Source organism: Paenibacillus sp. SC116, assembly GCF_024733555.1.
Taxonomy (GTDB): domain Bacteria; phylum Bacillota; class Bacilli; order Paenibacillales; family Paenibacillaceae; genus Paenibacillus_B.
The window spans coordinates 2,309,487-2,325,746 of sequence record NZ_JANIOF010000001.1 but is presented as its reverse complement, the minus strand read 5'-3'; the positions used below and the strand labels follow the sequence as shown (position 1 = coordinate 2,325,746).

Sequence of the window (16,260 nt, the reverse complement as noted above, 5' to 3'; positions counted from 1 at the left end):
AAATGACATATTATGCAGATATGACGTATGAACGTATTTTGGAGCGCAGCTTAAGTCGTGTGCCTGACGGAATTGATAAGCGTGAAGGATCTATTATTTACGATGCACTAGCACCAGCGGCAGCAGAATTGGCACAAATGTATATTGAGCTTGGACAGCAGTTGGATTTGAAATTTGCAGACACAGCGACAGGTGTTTATTTGGATCGGGCAATAGCTTGGTCCGGCTTAATCCGAAAGGATGCAACGAAGGCGCAGTTGAAAGGTGTGTTTTATGATCCTGCCAACAAAATGATGGACGTGCCGATTGGTGGAAGGTACGCAATCGACGATGTGACCTACCGTGTGCTGGAACGACTACCGTCTGGCAATTTTCGCATGGAAGCTGAAGTTTCAGGTGAGCGAGGGAATCAGCATTTTGGGATGCTGCTGCCTATCGATTATGTCGCTAACTTAGCCCGTGCTGAGTTGACGGAATTGCTGGTACCTGGTGTTGAGGAAGAGTCGGATGAGGAGCTGCGTGCACGCTATTTTGCCTCTGCTAGACGGCCAGCGACGAGCGGCAACAAGCATCACTATATGGAGTGGGCGCTGCAAATTCCAGGGGTAGGACATGCGAAAGTGTTTCCCTTGTGGAATGGCCCCAAGACAGTAAAAGTTGTCATTGTCGATTCGGACAAGCTACCAGCTACAAGTTCATTGGTGCAGCAGGTGCAGGATCATATTGATCCTGTAAAAGGTCGAGGCGAAGGTCAGGCCCCCATTGGGGCTGAAGTGACGGTCGCTTCGGGACGTGCGAAGACGATAAACATCAAAGCTGTGATTAAACTAGCAGCGGGTCATAGTCTTCATAGTGCAATTCAAGCATTTAGTGCGCGTTTCGAAAAATGGCGTAAGGAAGCAGTATTTGAATCCAGCTACATTAGCCAGGCGATTATCGGTGCTTTGCTATTAGGTACCGAAGGAATTGTTGACTACTCTAGCTTGCTTCTAAATGACGGTACTGGAAATATCGCTTTAGCGGACGATGAAGTGCCGATAGCAGGTGCGATCGATTTGGGGGTGCAGTAGATTGTACCCTAATTTCATCGATCAATTTTCGGAAAAGTTAAATAAAAAACCTGACGGTCGAACACATATGGTGGAAGAAACGCTCCCCATTACAAACGGCAAATACGAGGGGCAGCTAAGACATGACAACATTATCAATTGGACGATAAAGATTTACACGGGTCCTCATTTCTCAGGGCAGGAAGTTCGTAATTATAATCTATCAAGTCCTGCTGATATGCCATGGCGGAGCAACATCCAAGTGTTCTCTAACTCACCCCATGTATATGTGACTTACGAGACGTCAGGTGACACGATTGAAGCCGATGATGTCAATGAGATTCAGAACTCGATTATGGCAACGCAATCGGAAGTAGAGCGATACAAGAAAGTAAATGACACGTCACTTCTAAAAAAAGCTGACAAAGTCTATGTAGATGTGGAAGTGGAGTCTGCGAAGCAAGCTGCGTTAACGAAAGCGAAAGAAATTGTGAGTCGATTAGATAGTGGTGTCATTTTAAATGATCGATATTTTAATGAAGCGACTATTCATATGAATCGTAATGGCGTTGACGTGATTGAGTATTGGCTATTAATTAATGCAAGATACGATTCCGAAACGAAACGATTTAAACGAATTGATGTAGACAATTTCAGCTTTGGTTGGCAGATGCAAGCGGGCGGTACATATCCAGGTGAGGAAAATATCGGGGACTTTATTAATCAGGGTATGAACTTATGGAAGGCAAACGGCAGAAAGGCTTATGCTGTCGGAGATCCAATGCGGGAACAAACGGGTGAAGATATTGGAGCGCTGCAACCCGATGGAACCTGGAAAGAATACGGAATTATGCTAGGCTGGGTCAACCATTTTATGTGTGACGCCTACGGAGGGATGACGATTGGAGGTTCTGGTTTCGAGATTGATGGTTCCGGGACGTATCCATTTTGTCGGGTATCACTAGGTAAATTCGTTGGGGGAAGTTCTGTTCCGAACAGGCCTGTGCAGGAATATGTGTTTAGTTATAACGGAACGTGCTGGAACACCCAGCATGGGATATGGAATAAGGATGTAGACAGTGATAGTGGTTTCTTCTTTGGTATGCAAGCACCCATAAACTTTTATGATCAAGGTCCGACATTTAATCCTTGGTCGAATCGAGCTGACTTGAAGAACACAAAAATTGTATGGAAGCACATTCCGCCAAATAAGGCACATCATATTGAAAATATAGAAGATATTTTAGAGCTGGACATGCAGGGTCGGATGAAGCTTAAAGGTCTTGATGTACCTCGTTCCATAGCGATAGATGTCACATTAAACGCACAGAACGCAGCAGATGTGTTTTTCCCTGATGCCAGCTGGACAAAAGACAACAGTTATATTCTAAGTATTAAAGGTGTCGCAGCGGACGGTAAGCTGAGGCCGATCTTGAATTATGATGCGATTTATAACGATTATGGATTGTATTTAGGCGTACCGGGAGGGTTTACGAAGGTAGTCGTGCTATTAGCGAAAATATAGGGGGTGTGGTATGGCGTATCCAACGACAATTGATCATTTCCCAGAAAAATTAAATAAAAAAACAGATGGCACCGTGTACGTAGTAGAAGAGAAAATTCTACTTACTAAAGGCGTCTATGATGGCTTGCTTGCTCACGATAACATCGCGGTACCGACAATTCGTCTATTTACAGGCTCTCGTTTTACAGGTGACGAAGTGAGCAATTATGTTGTTTCGATTCCTGATGATGCACCATGGCAGCGGCATATAAAGGTATTTGCTAGTGTGCCGGAGGTGTATGTTACTTATGAGACGCCAGGCGACACAGTAGAGGCAGATGATGTGAATTTTCTACAGCAAGCGATAACAGCGACGCAAACGGAAATGGAGCGCTATAAAGCAGATGGTTTAATTGATGGAGGTACATTTAAGAAAGGGGTGTAAAGCGTGTATGGCACAAACGATTCAAATTAAGAGGGGTACAAGAGCCCAGCTTCTAACTTACGGGGCGTTAAAGGCTGGGGAAATGGGCTTCTGTACGGATACGAAAGAAGTATACATTGGTGATGGAACGACTAACTCTATGGTCGGTCGAGCTCTATCAGGTTCTGAGGCATCACGTCCCGTTGCTGCATCTGTTGGGCGGTTGTATTACGTAACTACAGGAACTAATCTCGGTTATCTTTATTTTGATGATGGAACAGCATGGAAGCGAGTGAATGCTCAAAAACTTACTGATCTTACAGGGTCGGTCGACGATATAGCGGATGGGACAACTTACGCTAAAGTGTTAAAAACAAATGTAACGAATGGACATATCAACAAAGTGTCTGACGGAACAAATACGAAGACAGCTGCCGAAATTAAAATCCATATTGATGATGCAGTGAAGCATCGGGTTATTAATGACGCGGGTGCAGCGAATACAGACTTGTGGTCCGCGCAAAAAATTCGTAACGAAATTGAACTTGCGAAACGGAATATTGAGCCACAGGCGTCTGTAAAGGATCTCAATTTGGTAGCTCCACCAGCAAGTCCTGTTGCAGGGGATCGTTACATTATTCCTGTAGGTGCCACGGGGACATGGCTGAATAAGACCAATCAGATTGCGGAATTTCAAGCAGGGGTGTGGACATTTTACAATCCCGTTGTAGGATGGACAGCCTATGTAGATGATGAGCAAAAAATATATTCTTGGAACGGTTCGGCCTGGGTGCGCACGGGTGGAGCACTGCAGACGGTAGCTGCAGGAAATGGTCTTACTGGTGGTGGGCAAGCGGATGTAATTTCGTTGGCTGTAGGAGCTGGCAACGGAATTACAGTAGCGGCAACAAGTGTATCTGCGAAGGCAGGTAAAGGAATTGTCGTCAATGGAACAGGCATTGAGGCTAACATTGATGGAAGCAGCATTGTGTATGATGCTGCGAATGGCAATCGCTTAACGATTTCTGTAGTTGATGGCGGAACGTTCTAGAGGGGGGTGATCGGATGCCTAGAAAATCACTTATCCAAATTCGACGAGGGTTAGAGCGTGAAATGGGCACGTTGTCAGTTGGGGAACTGGGTTATTGCACTGACACTAGTAAGCTGTATATCGGAACAGATACGGGGAACGTACTGCTCATTGCTTCCCAAAGTTCTGGTGATATGCTCAAAAGTATTTATGATACGAACAATGACGGTAAAGTTGATTATGCTTCACAGGCTGACAATGCTAGTAAAGTTAATAATTTGACGGTTTTGAGCGCTGTCCCTGCAAATGCTAAATTTACTGACACAATCTACTCTCCCGCGACTTCGTCTTCCGCAGGTTTGATGTCCACTGGGGATAAATCGAAGCTGGATGCTATATCTATTAATGTAAGTGCTGAAACGGTTGCAAACGGATCGATCGATCCGATGTGGTACGCTTTACGTCACGGTAAGCAGCTTTATTTAGATGAAGACTTTAAATTGGGGACGAATAGCGTAGGTGCGTACAACAATTCGGGTGGAGACGGTGTTGTTATTACTAGAGTTGCGATGAATGATGCACCGAATAATTCGAAATTTGTGCTTAAAATTGTACACAATGGGAGCACAACGACACCAGGCTTGGGCGGTTTTGTTCAAACCATACAATCTAAGGCGAATGCAGTCTTTGTCAATTTATTTAAAGCAAAGCTTCCAATCGGCTATTCATTACATGTACTATCTAATAATTTAGGCAACAGTTCGAAAGATTTCTTATTATCCAATAATCAAGGTACTGGAAAATGGGAGACCTATATTCGAGTCACCATGTGTGGAGACTCAGGCACATTTCATGACGGAGGTCACATCTATGTAGTAGGATCACCCACGCCTAGCGTAAGTGCTAATTTAGAATGGTATTTGGCTAGCGCTACCCAGTTCGAGCTAACTGCCCGGGAGATAGTTACTTGGGGGCAGTTAAAGGGGGAATAATAGATGGGCTATGGTGAATCATTGTATGGAACGCTTCTTTATTCGGGGAATCCAGTCATTGATCGGCCTGAACAGGTTGACTCAGTAGATTTAATGCATTATTTACCCGAGTATTATAGAGGCGTCCGAGAGATGGAAGAACTCCAATCGACATTGGGGATGGAACTGAAAAGTCTAAAAACCTCGTTGATCGAAAATATGGATCAATCCTTTCTTGAAACGGCTACTTGGGGATTGCACAATTGGGAGTTCGAGTTGGGTTTGACTACAGATCCAACCAAATCTTATATCCGACGTAGAGAAATGATTAAAGCGAAAATGCTTGGCTCTGGTACTACAACGCCACAAATGATTCAGCGCACAGCGTCAGCATTTTCTGGTGGTGATGTTGATGTCAAAGAACTGCCCGGACAATATTTGTTTGAGGTGCATTTTGTAGGCGTAAAGGGTATACCCGCAAACATGGCGGGGCTTATACAAGTGCTGGATGATATTAAGCCAGCTCATCTCGGTTATGAATTTAAGTACACCTATACATGGTGGGAATCGCTGAAGACGCTGACTTGGGGACAAGCCAAAGCAAAAACGTGGGGAGATCTACGAGTACATGAAGGAGGGTAACTATGCAGTTAACAGGTAACTTAAAGCTGAAAAAGCCAGATAATACGGATATTGTTGATATTGCTGATATTAATGGAAATATGGACATATTGGATTCAGAAGTCATTAAGCGAGCGAATCAGGCGGAAACGAATGCGAAAAATGCAAGTCTTCCACGTACAGGAGGAGAGATTAGTGGGGCCTTAGCTGTTACTGGTCAAGTGTGGGTAGGGAAAACTGCTGCTTATGGTGGGACATCAGCGTTAACACTCCCAATTGGTGATAATGATACAGGGCTGCATTGGACAGGAGATGGCGGATTAGAGTTCCATTCTAACAGTAGTACTGCAATGAAGCTTGCGGGTCAGTCGGTTCAATTTAGAGATAATGCGGGTAATTGGGATACCTTGGGCAATGTTAAGCAGTCTGTTGCTGATGTGAAAAAAGCTAATTTTTTGCCGCGTAATACTGATTTAAACAGTATTGTAAGTGAAGGAGAATATTATAATCCGCTTAATGACGATGCATCTACTATGCCGAACGTCCCTATACATCTATCCTTTCATCTAAAAGTAAGCCGGCATGCGGGGATCAACCAAGTGTTTACGACTTATGCAACCGAGGCACATATGTTCAGAGTATTTACACGTAACTTTTATGGGGGATGGTCGCCTTGGTCTGAAATTTTAACAAGCTATAATCGACCTAATATTCGAAATATTCATCGTTCTACCGGAGGCCCAGCAGGCGGAGCTGATGGAGATGTATGGCATCAATATGAGTAAGAAGGAAGGTGAACGATATTCCTATCTATGACAATGTAGGTGGTACATGGAGGTCAACTAAAGAAATATATGACAACGTAGGTGGAGCCTGGAGACCATCTAAAGAAGTATATGACAACGTTGGTGGAGTTTGGCGATCCGCATACAAACGCAATTCATTTAGTAATTATTTTTCAGAATATATCGTTAATCCAACTAATCTTCATGGTACAAGAAAAATAGAGAATCATGGAAGTTTTATGTATATAGAAATATCGGGTTATACAAATGGTCATTATTATCCGACACAGGCGGGTTGGAGAATTAGCAATCTTCCGAATAATTGCACGGTGGTACTTGATTGGGAAATGGTAAAAGGCTCATTTCCTCAAAATGATGCGCTCGTTATTAATCATTCTGGTACTCACATTCACGCTGAAACACAGACATTTTCAAGAAAAACTTCTACTTTTACTGGGCAAAGTAACTCAATGCTTGTAATAATGAACTTTTTCTCATCATGGAGTATTACTTCCTGGGTTAAAATTTACGGTGTTACGGTGAATGGAAAGAAAATTTATCCTATAGGCTAAGAAAGGGTTGATCTTATGACAATTATTAAAATGAAAAATGGGCTGGAGCTCCCTGTAATTCGAATAATTGGTGGGAAGGAACTTGTGAAAGGCGCAGAACGTGATGTGCTTACGTTCCATTTTGATGCCAACGTTGCAAAAAAGCTTGAAGATTTAATTACAATAATGGGCGATACATCTCGTATTACGATTGAACAAACGAAACTGCTTCAATCCGAGGATGGAAAACAGCAAACAAATGCACAACCAACGGTAGAACGATTTGAGTATGCAGACTACACGGTACAGACTAAGCGTTCCATCGATATTGAGCTAGTATCTCCTGAAACTCCTGAGGCACCGGCTGCATATAAAGATATTTACGTAATCGGATTAGCACAGCTCACGTATTCAGAGAAGCAGCTTCAAAAATTACAACCGATGTAAGTGAAGATCAGTCGAACACGATTGGTCTTTTTTTATTCGGCGTGAGTAGTCAGGAGGAAATCATATATGGACCCACAAACACAAATGCTAGCAGAAATTCGTGAACGGATCGTGCGTGTTGAGACAAAGCTGGACTCAATGCATGACGTTTATGATACGGCGCTAGAGGCGAAAAATATTGGCTTGGAAGCGTCGCAATCGGTGAGGTCCGCGCATTACCGAATTGATCGCATTGATCGAACTATCTTTTGGCTAAGCACAACGGTTATTGGTGCAGTTATTTTGGCTCTTGTACGATTAGTATTGGACGGGAAGGTGTAGCGCATGGACATCATGATGTCAAATGATATTATGGCGCTTGCCGCGCTCGTTGCGGCATACGTTGGTGTAGCCCGTGGCTTCGGTTTGAAAGATAAATGGACGCATGTAGCAGCTGTCTTCGTGGCAGCTGTTTTTATTTTAGTGCCAGAGTCCATTCAGCAGAAGTTGATTTTGATTTCGGTAGTAGGATTGTCAGCTACAGGAGCTTATCAATTTTCCAAGAAGAAGGGAGGCAGTGATAGTAATGGTTAAACTAGTTGCATGGGATGCTGGTCATGGTGGCAAAGATCCTGGAGCCGTAGCTAATGGTATAAAGGAAAAGGACATTGCCCTGCAAATCGTGAGCGAGGCGGCTCGTAGATTGGAAGCTCGATACGAGGGGATACGCTGTCTGCTTATCCGGTCAAATGATGTGTATGTGTCTTTGTCTGAGCGTACAAATAAAGCGAATGCGGCTAAGGCTGATTTGCTTATTTCTGTTCACTGTAATGCAGGTGGTGGAGCGGGTGGTTTTGAATCCTTTATTTATAACGGAATAGGTAAAGGACAGTCGACTACATCTAATTTTCAACATGCAGTGCATACCGAGATTATGAAGCGCTTAAAGCCGCTCGGTATCAATGATCGTGGGCAAAAACGCGGAGATCTGCATATGTGCCGTGAATCGAATATGCCAGCCGTATTGACAGAGAATCTATTTGTCGATGTCGCATCGGATGCAGGTAAGCTGAAGCAGGATGCTGTGCTGGAAGCATTGATTGAAGGACATGTTGAAGGTGTAGCTGCCTATTTAAAACTGATTACGACAAGCAATAAGCCGCCGAAAAAACAGCAGGACAAGCCAACAAGCATGTATAAACCAATTCATATCGATGTCAATGGCAAGCCTGTGAAGAGCGGTATTGAAATTGAAGGTGTCACTTATGCACCCGTCAGATCCCTTGCGGAACAGCTTGGTGCGCAAGTCGTATGGGATGGCGACAAAGTGTCAGTTATTACAAAGTAGTACGTAGCTCGGTGAAGGAGCGAATGGAATTTTCTTTTGCTAGTCGTATGAACACAGAAAAGGCTCAAGTAAATTGCTGTAGATTACTTGAGCCTCAATCTGGAGAATAGAATCGTCGTTATTGTTATTATTGTTACGGAGACGTAAGCCAGCCAATTAGAACGAACAGCAGCATATATTGCGACAAGGCCAACATATACATCAATCGCCAACTTCTACGCTGCTGTGGCGATACGTTGTCAAGGTTGTATCCAATCTGTTTTTCGAATTTGCAAATTTGATAGAGGTAAATATTTAGCCCAAATGGCAGCAGCCCTCCTACGAGAGCCCACCATATAGATTGTTCTTGCTTATACATATATTGTGCAATATAAACTTGGGATAGGAGTACGATAGCCCCGAGACATAGAAACAATACTAACAGTTGTGTCCCTCCATATGCTTCACTAAACATGAATCCCGCCTCGTATTTTTCGCTCAGCATCATTGCTCACCCCTTTTCTCGTTGCGTCCGAATAACCAAACAATGATTACTTGCAATACAGTCATCCAGAGTATGAATAAGAGTGCGTTTCTATCTATGGCGTACCAGACACGTTCGATCAAGGACCATGGCTCTATAAACAAGTGGACCGAGTGGAATCGCAAAAACCTGCCAATGAAAATGCCAAAGCTAGTGAGCAGTAGAAAGATGAACATGCCAAACGTAACTGAGCTTGCTCTCCATTGAAAGGATTGTAATAATTGTCGGACTTGATTCGTCATTAGGATATAGAAGTAAATGGCCAGCAATACACCGCTCACTAATACGAAAAAGTTCCACCATTCCATAACAATGATCCCTTGGCGGTAATTGAAATCAAATCTTTTTAAATGAATGAGATCGGTGACGACATAGAAAACATTTGGTGACATAAGAATGAAAATGAGATAGAAAAGAAAACTTATAGGTATTTCACTCTTCGTTTTTATTTTAAATAACGGCAGCAAATATGAAAGCTCCAATGCTGCAAAAGCAAGAAATAAGTTGAATGTCATGAACGAATATGCTGTGTCAAAGTAAAATAGCATCCCTATGTATAGGAAAAAACAAAGTCTTGCTTTCGAACGAATGTGCATAGGACATCTCCTCAACTCCAATAGTAATGAAAAATAATAAGCGGGCCAACTCTATTAATCAAACAATGGTTAATATATCGATATCATTTCCGCATGTCTTTTACATTATTGTAAGAGCTGGTAGCCATTGATATTGACAACATTCAAATATCATTTACATTTAAGAAGAAAGAACCTTATTTATCCACTTGGAGGTGTTGTTTTTGGTCAAAAAGATAACTTCAAAATGGTTCAAGTCATTCCTCGCTTTATCACTTACCTTCTCCCTATTTACCGTATGGGCAAGTGATGGAAGGACAGCCTCGGCAGAAGGGCCGCTCGATCCAGCGCCAATTATTAACCCTGTTGGAACGGCAAACGGCAAGAAAGTACTGTTTGACAATACGCATGGTCAAACAGCAGGTGCAGCAGATTGGGTCATCGATGGTGCGTTTTCTGATTTCGCCCAAGCCCTAGCGACCTCAGGTTATTATGTTAAAGAGCTTCGCCAATCCACACCGATTACCTTCGAAAATCTTCAGCAGTATGATGTATTTGTTATTCCAGAAGCAAACAATCCTTACAAATCTTCCGAACAAGCAGCATTACTCAAGTATGTTCAAGAAGGTGGCAGCATATTTTTTATTAGCGACCACTACAATGCAGATCGCAACAAAAACAGATGGGACTCTTCAGAAGTGTTCAATGGCTACCGTCGTGGCGCATATGAGAACCCAGCCAAAGGGATGAGTGCAGATGAGGCAGGTTCTGTTGCGATGCAGAACGTGAGCAGCTCTGATTGGCTTTCCGACAACTTCGGTGTTCGCTTCCGCTACAATTCAATTGGCAACGTTACAGCTAATAACATTGTGCCGAAAGAGCAATCATTCGGTATTACAGAAGGTGTGCAAGGGGTAGCGATGCATGCAGGTTCCACATTGGCTGTTACGAATCCGGCAATCGCTAAAGGAATTGTCTATCTCCCGCAAACGACTGACAAATGGCCGCATGCAGTAGATGATGGCATCTACAACGGCGGCGGCGTTGCAGAGGGTCCGTATGTTGCGATTTCCAAAGTAACGAAGGGCAAGGCAGCCTTTATTGGTGACTCTTCACCTGTAGAAGATATTACGCCTAAGTACTTACGCGAAGAAAATGGTCAAGCGAAAAAGACATATGATGGCTTCAAAGAAGTTGATGATGCTAAATTACTCGTAAACGTTGTGAATTGGCTGTCCCATGACGAGGCGTATACGAACTTTACGCAAGTGCCTGGCTTGCAACTCGATCAGCCGACAGCTCTACACAGCTATGAAATTCCTCAACAAAGTACGGAACCGAAGCCTGAACCGTGGGCAGTACCAGCCACTGGATACAAGTGGTGGGATCAGTCTTCCTTTAAGCCAGGATCCTTTGGTTACACAGGTTCGACGAATCCTGGTCCAGGACCGGGCCCAGGTCCAGTTACCCCAGCATATACACTAGAATATCCAGCATCAATTAAGGCTGGGCAACCGTTCAGTGTTTGTGTAAAAGTAAGCAAAGCTGCTCCGAATACAACGCTGGATTTACAGCTAGGCATTTATGTAACTGGTGGTCAGCAGATCGGACAAATTCAAAATTCAGATGGCACATGGCCAACGACTTATGGTTATCAAGCCGTTTCACTACAGACAGATGGTCTTGGTAATGGCTGCAAAACAATCACGGTACGAACAGAGCCTAGCAAGACAGGTGCAGCTACCATTCGTTTGCGCTCAGGCAAGTCGAATGTAGTGACCAATTCGATCACGATTACACCAAACTAATAACAACATCAATATAGCTATATCAACCATTAATTAAATGAAGCGAGTCCCTCATAGTATACAGTGTGCACAATGTTTGCATCCAGTCTGCATGATAGGTCTCGCTTCATTTTTATTTTGAAGTAGTTTCAGGGGGGAGCGTGCAAGATGATTGAATTTCGTCGCGTCTCTAAGCTGTACTCAAACGGAACGGTTGGTTTGCAAGAAGTGGATGTCACGATACATAGTGGAGAATTTGTCGTTATTGTTGGTTTGTCTGGTGCAGGCAAGTCGACACTGCTGCGCTCGATTAATCGACTGCATGAAATTTCTTCTGGCGATATTATGGTAGACGGTAATTCGATCACACATGCTCGAGGAGAAGAACTGCGTCATATGCGGCGCAGCATCGGTATGATTTTTCAAAGCTTCAATCTTGTTAAACGTTCTTCGGTTATACGTAATGTGCTGTCAGGTAGGGTTGGCTATCATTCTACGATCCGTACGCTGCTTGGTTTATTTCCTAAGGAAGATGTCCAGTTGGCCTTGAATGCGTTAGCACGAGTCAACATTCAGGAGAAGGCCTATATACGGGCTGATCAGCTGTCAGGAGGCCAGCAGCAGCGGGTATCGATCGCGCGAGCATTAGCGCAGGAAGCAAAGATTATACTGGCTGATGAGCCAGTCGCATCGCTTGATCCATTGACGACGCGGCAAGTGATGGATGACTTGCAACGAATCAATCAAGAGCTTGGCATTACGATGGTCGTTAATCTGCACGATATCGATCTGGCCCGGCAATATGCCACGAGAATTATTGGTCTGCGTGCAGGTCAGATTGTGTTCGATGGTCCTGTGGGGGAGGCCACTGAAGAGCGATTCACTCACATTTATGGCCGTTCGCTGCGTGAGGAAGCGGCAATCATAGGGGGTGAAGCTCTATGAGTCCCATAAGCATGACACCGCCACCAACTAATGGTGAAAATGAGGGGGCGCCATCCATTGTAAAGCCATCTCAAACGAAGTCGATGATGACCTTTGCCTTTATTATTGTGCTGCTCTGGTTAAGTGCAGAGCGTACAGACGCGACATTAACACAGCTCGTGACGGGGGCGCCGGAGATGGGCAAGTTGCTCGTCGAAATGTTTCCGCCTGATTGGAGTTATTTAACGACGATTTGGGCACCTATGATGGAGACGGTTCAGATGGCTATACTTGGCACTACGATTGGTGCCTTGCTTGCTATTCCGATAGCACTGTTGGCCTCAGGAAATGTAACGAGGAGCAAATGGCTCTATATTCCGGCAAGGTTATTGCTTAATCTTATACGCACCGTTCCTGATCTGTTGTTTGCTGCTATATTTGTAGCTATTTTCGGATTAGGGCCCGTAGCTGGAGTTGCTGCTTTGATTCTGTTTTCATTTGGTTTAATTTCAAAGCTGTTGTATGAATCCATTGAATCCATTGATCCAGGTCCACTCGAGGCGATGACCGCAGTTGGTGCAAATAAGCTGCAATGGATTAGATTCGGCGTCATTCCACAAGTTACAGCGCAGTTCATAAGCTACTTTCTCTATACGTTTGAAGTAAATGTGCGTGCAGCTGGAGTGCTTGGACTTGTAGGCGCGGGAGGTATTGGCTTGCTGCTAACACGAGTATTGGATCAACTGCGGTATGATCGCGCATGCATGATTATTTTATTGACACTCGTTATTGTGTTGGTGATCGACTATATTAGCTATCGCGTACAGGAGAAACTGCTATGAAAAACATTCAATTGACAAGGCATCCATGGTTGCGTATTCGTTGGTGGTTGGTTGCGGTTGTTGTTGCGATCGTATACGTATGGTCTTTCACAGGTATTGAATTTTCAGGGATCCGGGAAAATGCGGGCACAGTTACTGTTGCTATTATGCAAGGAATCGTAAATCCGGATTGGGATTATGTCTACTTGGCAGACGGTGAGGACTTGCTGCGAGGAATGATCGATACGCTAGCAATCGCATGGCTGGGCACGTTCATTTCTGCGGTGCTGTGTATCCCGTTTGCATTTTGGGCCTCAACCAACATGAATCGATGGAAATGGTCAAGTGGTGTTGGCAAGTTTGTACTCAGTTTTATTCGTACGTTTCCGGAGATTGTGATGGCCATTATGTTTATAAAGGCGGTTGGTCCTGGCGCTTATGCGGGTATTCTTGCACTCGGTCTACATTCGATCGGTATGCTCGGCAAGTTGTATGCGGAAGCAATTGAGAAAATAGATCGCGGTCCAGCTGAGGCATTGCTTGCTTGTGGTGCGAATCGGCTGCAAGTACTGTGGTACGCAGTTATTCCGCAAGTACTGCCTGAATTTATGTCTTATACGTTGTATCGATTCGAAATCAATGTGCGTTCGGCTACCATTCTAGGTATTATTGGCGCAGGAGGCATTGGCACACCTTTAATTTTCGCTTTGGATAGCCGGAATTGGTCGCGGGTGGGCATTATTTTACTTGGCATTATAATAACAGTCAGTGTTGTCGATATGATTTCTAATTATGTACGGCGAAAGATCGTATAGACGGTTTAGTGTTAACGATTAGTAGTAGTAAATAATGAAGAGGCTTCTTTAAATGATATGGAGCAAAGGGGCGTGGATAACATGAGCAATAAAAAGCCGCTAAGAACGTATAAAGTAGTAGGCGCAAATGGTGTAAACCTTCATGTAGAGGAATATGGGAACCCTAAAGGAACGCCGCTCTTATTTATTCACGGTGCATTACAATCTCGTTTATGCTGGATGAAGCAGACAGATTCCGAACTTGCTGACGATTTTCGGATCGTGACCATGGATTTACGAGGTCATGGTTGGTCTGATAAGCCCAAAAATGCATACGCAGACTCCAGTGTGTGGGCGAAGGATATCCATGCGGTCATTCAATCGTTGTCGCTTAACCGACCGCTCCTAATTGGTTGGTCGTACGCGGGGTATGTCATATGTGACTATATTCGGATGTATGGAGAAATGGATGTTCGCGGCATACATTTTGTCGGGGCATGCACACGAACGATAACCGCGAATAACGAAGATGAAACTACGAAAGAACTGTTGGAACTGTCCCCACTGCTCGCATGTAATGATGCTGCTACAAGAATCGCTTCTTTGGAGAGATTTTTAGCATTATGTGTACACAAAAAGCATTCTCCGCAAGATTATTATTTCTTTCTCGGGTTTAACGCCATTGTCCCCCCTTTTATTAATGCAGCACTATTTGCTCGTACGATAGACAATAAGGATTTGCTCTCCGCGTTGAATCTGCCTATCTTGATCACACATGGTGTAGAGGATAAAGTTGTCACAAAAATAGCTGCGCAGCGCCATGCTCAACTCATTGCACACGCGCAAACATCATATTATCCCGACGTTGGTCACACACCATTCTGGGAAGAAGATAAGCGGTTTAATACGGAGCTGCGACATTTTGTAAATCTCCTTTAATCGTCAGAAAGATCGTTTTCTGTGAAATATATAAAAAGAAGCCCCAAAACCGCTGCATATGCGGAAACGGAGGCTTCTTTTCATATAATTATACCGCCAAATGCTATAAGTTGGATTATATGACTTTACTTTTCCACTACTTCAATCCAACGTCCTTCGCCACATCTCGAACAATATTGAACTTGGAGTCGTCTGACTTAATATAGCCTTTGTGTGAATAGACATCTGAAATAATTTGCTGACCTGCTGGATCTTTACCGATTGCGATAAAGGCATCTTGTATTTTAGTGCGCCACTCTTCGCTCATATCATTACGAACGGAGATCGTATCATTTGGAATAGGGGAGGTAAAGGCTACGACACGAGTGGTCTGCATAATATCAGGGATGTCTTTAATAATAATGTTGCGGGCATCTTGAAAGACGGCAGCGGCATCAACATCACCGTTCAATACTGCGAGCAATGCTTTGTCATGACCCTTTACGGTTATGCCTGTCACATCGGCATCAGGATCGACACCTGCTTTCTTCATTTCATAGGCCGGCCATACATAACCTGCTGAAGACGTGACGTCCTGCCAAGCGATTTTTTTGCCTTTTAAGTCCTTTATTTTTTGAATGGGGGATTCTTTCTTTACAACAATCATCGCTTTGTAGTAGTCCACTAGCTCTGTTGTATTAGCTCCAGTTGCGTCTTCCACACCAAATCGTTGCGCCTGCAACAGAATATCAGCTGTTTTCTTTGTGTCATGAGCAAGAACATAGGCATTAGGAGGTAAGAAGCCAATGTCGACTTGTTTGGATGCCAATGCCTCAATAATCGTATTGTAGTTGGTGGATACGCTTACTTTAACGGGAATGCCAAGTTGGTCGCTTAACAGTTTTTCTAATGGTTTTGCCTTTGCTTCTAGCGTTTCGGCATTTTGTGAAGGGACGAATTGCACTTTCAGTTCAGTTGGTACATAAGCTTTTGTCTGCTGCGTATCTTTAGGAGTGTTAGAGGAGCTGTTATTGCTACAAGCAGTAAGCAGATTCAATCCAAGGATGAGAGTCATAACTGTGATGGCTGTTTTCTTAAACATAAGACAACCTCCTAGTCATTTTGGCATAGTTCAGGTGAGCAAATGTAGTAAGCAATAGAAATGTAGCATAGTGTAAAGGTAACGAGTGAACAGATTTGTTAAATGTC

Annotated in this window: 20 protein-coding genes; 17 read left to right on the top strand and 3 right to left on the bottom strand. The window is 43.8% G+C overall.

Annotated features, from left to right (window positions below; genetic code table 11):
* The first annotated feature begins 2 nt into the window (after nucleotides 1-2).
* The 12 genes from NQ117_RS10085 to NQ117_RS10030 all read left to right on the top strand — a co-directional run bounded on the left by NQ117_RS10085 (nucleotide 3) and on the right by NQ117_RS10030 (nucleotide 8,709).
* Nucleotides 3-1,070, top strand: coding sequence for a baseplate J/gp47 family protein (locus tag NQ117_RS10085; protein ID WP_258277812.1), 1,068 nt, complete (start codon nucleotides 3-5; stop codon nucleotides 1,068-1,070).
* 1 nt (nucleotide 1,071) lies between these two features.
* The gene (locus NQ117_RS10080; RefSeq protein ID WP_258277811.1) at nucleotides 1,072-2,574 is read left to right on the top strand and encodes a hypothetical protein; all 1,503 of its coding nucleotides are present in this window, start codon (nucleotides 1,072-1,074) and stop codon (nucleotides 2,572-2,574) included.
* Nucleotides 2,575-2,584: 10 nt separating this feature from the next.
* The gene (locus NQ117_RS10075) at nucleotides 2,585-2,998 is read left to right on the top strand and encodes a phosphoglucomutase (protein ID WP_258277810.1); all 414 of its coding nucleotides are present in this window, start codon (nucleotides 2,585-2,587) and stop codon (nucleotides 2,996-2,998) included.
* A gap of 7 nt (nucleotides 2,999-3,005) precedes the next feature.
* Nucleotides 3,006-4,028: a DUF2793 domain-containing protein gene (locus tag NQ117_RS10070; RefSeq protein WP_258277809.1), complete on the top strand. Its 1,023-nt coding sequence runs from the start codon at nucleotides 3,006-3,008 to the stop codon at nucleotides 4,026-4,028.
* Between the two features lie 14 nt (nucleotides 4,029-4,042).
* Nucleotides 4,043-4,999, top strand: a complete 957-nt coding sequence (locus NQ117_RS10065; protein ID WP_258277808.1) for a hyaluronate lyase N-terminal domain-containing protein — start codon at nucleotides 4,043-4,045, stop codon at nucleotides 4,997-4,999.
* A gap of 3 nt (nucleotides 5,000-5,002) precedes the next feature.
* Nucleotides 5,003-5,620 carry a putative phage tail protein gene (locus NQ117_RS10060; protein ID WP_258277807.1) on the top strand — a complete coding sequence of 206 codons (618 nt, stop codon included), beginning with the start codon at nucleotides 5,003-5,005 and terminating at the stop codon, nucleotides 5,618-5,620.
* Between the two features lie 2 nt (nucleotides 5,621-5,622).
* Entirely contained in the window at nucleotides 5,623-6,384 is a 762-nt protein-coding gene (locus tag NQ117_RS10055) for a pyocin knob domain-containing protein (protein ID WP_258277806.1), read from the top strand.
* Between the two features lie 8 nt (nucleotides 6,385-6,392).
* The gene (locus NQ117_RS10050) at nucleotides 6,393-6,956 is read left to right on the top strand and encodes a hypothetical protein (protein WP_258277805.1); all 564 of its coding nucleotides are present in this window, start codon (nucleotides 6,393-6,395) and stop codon (nucleotides 6,954-6,956) included.
* Between the two features lie 15 nt (nucleotides 6,957-6,971).
* Nucleotides 6,972-7,382 (top strand): hypothetical protein, encoded by a 411-nt coding sequence (locus NQ117_RS10045; protein ID WP_258277804.1) that lies wholly within the window; start codon nucleotides 6,972-6,974, stop codon nucleotides 7,380-7,382.
* A gap of 66 nt (nucleotides 7,383-7,448) precedes the next feature.
* Nucleotides 7,449-7,703, top strand: coding sequence for a hemolysin XhlA family protein (locus NQ117_RS10040; protein WP_028593207.1), 255 nt, complete (start codon nucleotides 7,449-7,451; stop codon nucleotides 7,701-7,703).
* A gap of 3 nt (nucleotides 7,704-7,706) precedes the next feature.
* Entirely contained in the window at nucleotides 7,707-7,955 is a 249-nt protein-coding gene (locus NQ117_RS10035) for a hypothetical protein (protein WP_258277803.1), read from the top strand.
* Nucleotides 7,948-8,709, top strand: a complete 762-nt coding sequence (locus NQ117_RS10030) for an N-acetylmuramoyl-L-alanine amidase (protein WP_258277802.1) — start codon at nucleotides 7,948-7,950, stop codon at nucleotides 8,707-8,709. Before NQ117_RS10035 ends, NQ117_RS10030 begins: the two co-directional genes overlap by 8 nt.
* 133 nt (nucleotides 8,710-8,842) lie before the next feature.
* On the opposite strand, the gene NQ117_RS10025 is transcribed toward NQ117_RS10030, so the two are convergent.
* Both NQ117_RS10025 and NQ117_RS10020 read right to left on the bottom strand, forming a co-directional pair.
* A complete protein-coding gene (locus NQ117_RS10025) occupies nucleotides 8,843-9,196 on the bottom strand; it encodes a hypothetical protein (RefSeq protein ID WP_258277801.1) in 354 nt (117 codons plus the stop codon).
* Nucleotides 9,193-9,828, bottom strand: coding sequence for a DUF1361 domain-containing protein (locus tag NQ117_RS10020; protein ID WP_258277800.1), 636 nt, complete (start codon nucleotides 9,826-9,828; stop codon nucleotides 9,193-9,195). The genes NQ117_RS10025 and NQ117_RS10020 overlap by 4 nt, the downstream gene beginning before the upstream one ends.
* A gap of 203 nt (nucleotides 9,829-10,031) precedes the next feature.
* On the opposite strand from NQ117_RS10020, the gene NQ117_RS10015 reads away from it, so the two are divergent.
* The 5 genes from NQ117_RS10015 to NQ117_RS09995 all read left to right on the top strand — a co-directional run bounded on the left by NQ117_RS10015 (nucleotide 10,032) and on the right by NQ117_RS09995 (nucleotide 15,072).
* Nucleotides 10,032-11,615 (top strand): DNA-binding protein, encoded by a 1,584-nt coding sequence (locus NQ117_RS10015; protein ID WP_375163036.1) that lies wholly within the window; start codon nucleotides 10,032-10,034, stop codon nucleotides 11,613-11,615.
* Between the two features lie 147 nt (nucleotides 11,616-11,762).
* Nucleotides 11,763-12,539, top strand: coding sequence for a phosphonate ABC transporter ATP-binding protein (gene phnC / locus NQ117_RS10010; RefSeq protein WP_258277799.1), 777 nt, complete (start codon nucleotides 11,763-11,765; stop codon nucleotides 12,537-12,539).
* A gap of 11 nt (nucleotides 12,540-12,550) precedes the next feature.
* Entirely contained in the window at nucleotides 12,551-13,360 is an 810-nt protein-coding gene (gene phnE / locus NQ117_RS10005) for a phosphonate ABC transporter, permease protein PhnE (protein WP_375163058.1), read from the top strand.
* Nucleotides 13,357-14,154 (top strand): phosphonate ABC transporter, permease protein PhnE, encoded by a 798-nt coding sequence (phnE, locus tag NQ117_RS10000; RefSeq protein WP_258277798.1) that lies wholly within the window; start codon nucleotides 13,357-13,359, stop codon nucleotides 14,152-14,154. The genes phnE (NQ117_RS10005) and phnE (NQ117_RS10000) overlap by 4 nt, the downstream gene beginning before the upstream one ends.
* A gap of 81 nt (nucleotides 14,155-14,235) precedes the next feature.
* Entirely contained in the window at nucleotides 14,236-15,072 is an 837-nt protein-coding gene (locus NQ117_RS09995) for an alpha/beta fold hydrolase (RefSeq protein ID WP_258277797.1), read from the top strand.
* Nucleotides 15,073-15,208: 136 nt separating this feature from the next.
* Here the strand turns inward: NQ117_RS09995 and NQ117_RS09990 are convergent, their stop codons facing one another.
* Nucleotides 15,209-16,153 (bottom strand): phosphate/phosphite/phosphonate ABC transporter substrate-binding protein, encoded by a 945-nt coding sequence (locus NQ117_RS09990; protein WP_258277796.1) that lies wholly within the window; start codon nucleotides 16,151-16,153, stop codon nucleotides 15,209-15,211.
* Between the last annotated feature and the right edge of the window lie 107 nt (nucleotides 16,154-16,260).

Bases quoted from the DNA above. Each gene is read 5' to 3' on its own strand.
- NQ117_RS10085 (WP_258277812.1), top strand. From the start codon at position 3: ATGACATATTATGCAGATATGACGTATGAACGTATTTTGGAGCGCAGC.
- NQ117_RS10075 (WP_258277810.1), top strand. From the start codon at position 2,585: ATGGCGTATCCAACGACAATTGATCATTTCCCAGAAAAATTAAATAAA.
- NQ117_RS10070 (WP_258277809.1), top strand. From the start codon at position 3,006: ATGGCACAAACGATTCAAATTAAGAGGGGTACAAGAGCCCAGCTTCTA.
- NQ117_RS10065 (WP_258277808.1), top strand. From the start codon at position 4,043: ATGCCTAGAAAATCACTTATCCAAATTCGACGAGGGTTAGAGCGTGAA.
- NQ117_RS10060 (WP_258277807.1), top strand. From the start codon at position 5,003: ATGGGCTATGGTGAATCATTGTATGGAACGCTTCTTTATTCGGGGAAT.
- NQ117_RS10055 (WP_258277806.1), top strand. From the start codon at position 5,623: ATGCAGTTAACAGGTAACTTAAAGCTGAAAAAGCCAGATAATACGGAT.
- NQ117_RS10045 (WP_258277804.1), top strand. From the start codon at position 6,972: ATGACAATTATTAAAATGAAAAATGGGCTGGAGCTCCCTGTAATTCGA.
- NQ117_RS10040 (WP_028593207.1), top strand. From the start codon at position 7,449: ATGGACCCACAAACACAAATGCTAGCAGAAATTCGTGAACGGATCGTG.
- NQ117_RS10035 (WP_258277803.1), top strand. From the start codon at position 7,707: ATGGACATCATGATGTCAAATGATATTATGGCGCTTGCCGCGCTCGTT.
- NQ117_RS10030 (WP_258277802.1), top strand. From the start codon at position 7,948: ATGGTTAAACTAGTTGCATGGGATGCTGGTCATGGTGGCAAAGATCCT.
- NQ117_RS10025 (WP_258277801.1), bottom strand. From the start codon at position 9,196: ATGATGCTGAGCGAAAAATACGAGGCGGGATTCATGTTTAGTGAAGCA.
- NQ117_RS10020 (WP_258277800.1), bottom strand. From the start codon at position 9,828: ATGCACATTCGTTCGAAAGCAAGACTTTGTTTTTTCCTATACATAGGG.
- phnC (WP_258277799.1), top strand. From the start codon at position 11,763: ATGATTGAATTTCGTCGCGTCTCTAAGCTGTACTCAAACGGAACGGTT.
- phnE (WP_375163058.1), top strand. From the start codon at position 12,551: ATGACACCGCCACCAACTAATGGTGAAAATGAGGGGGCGCCATCCATT.
- phnE (WP_258277798.1), top strand. From the start codon at position 13,357: ATGAAAAACATTCAATTGACAAGGCATCCATGGTTGCGTATTCGTTGG.
- NQ117_RS09995 (WP_258277797.1), top strand. From the start codon at position 14,236: ATGAGCAATAAAAAGCCGCTAAGAACGTATAAAGTAGTAGGCGCAAAT.
- NQ117_RS09990 (WP_258277796.1), bottom strand. From the start codon at position 16,153: ATGTTTAAGAAAACAGCCATCACAGTTATGACTCTCATCCTTGGATTG.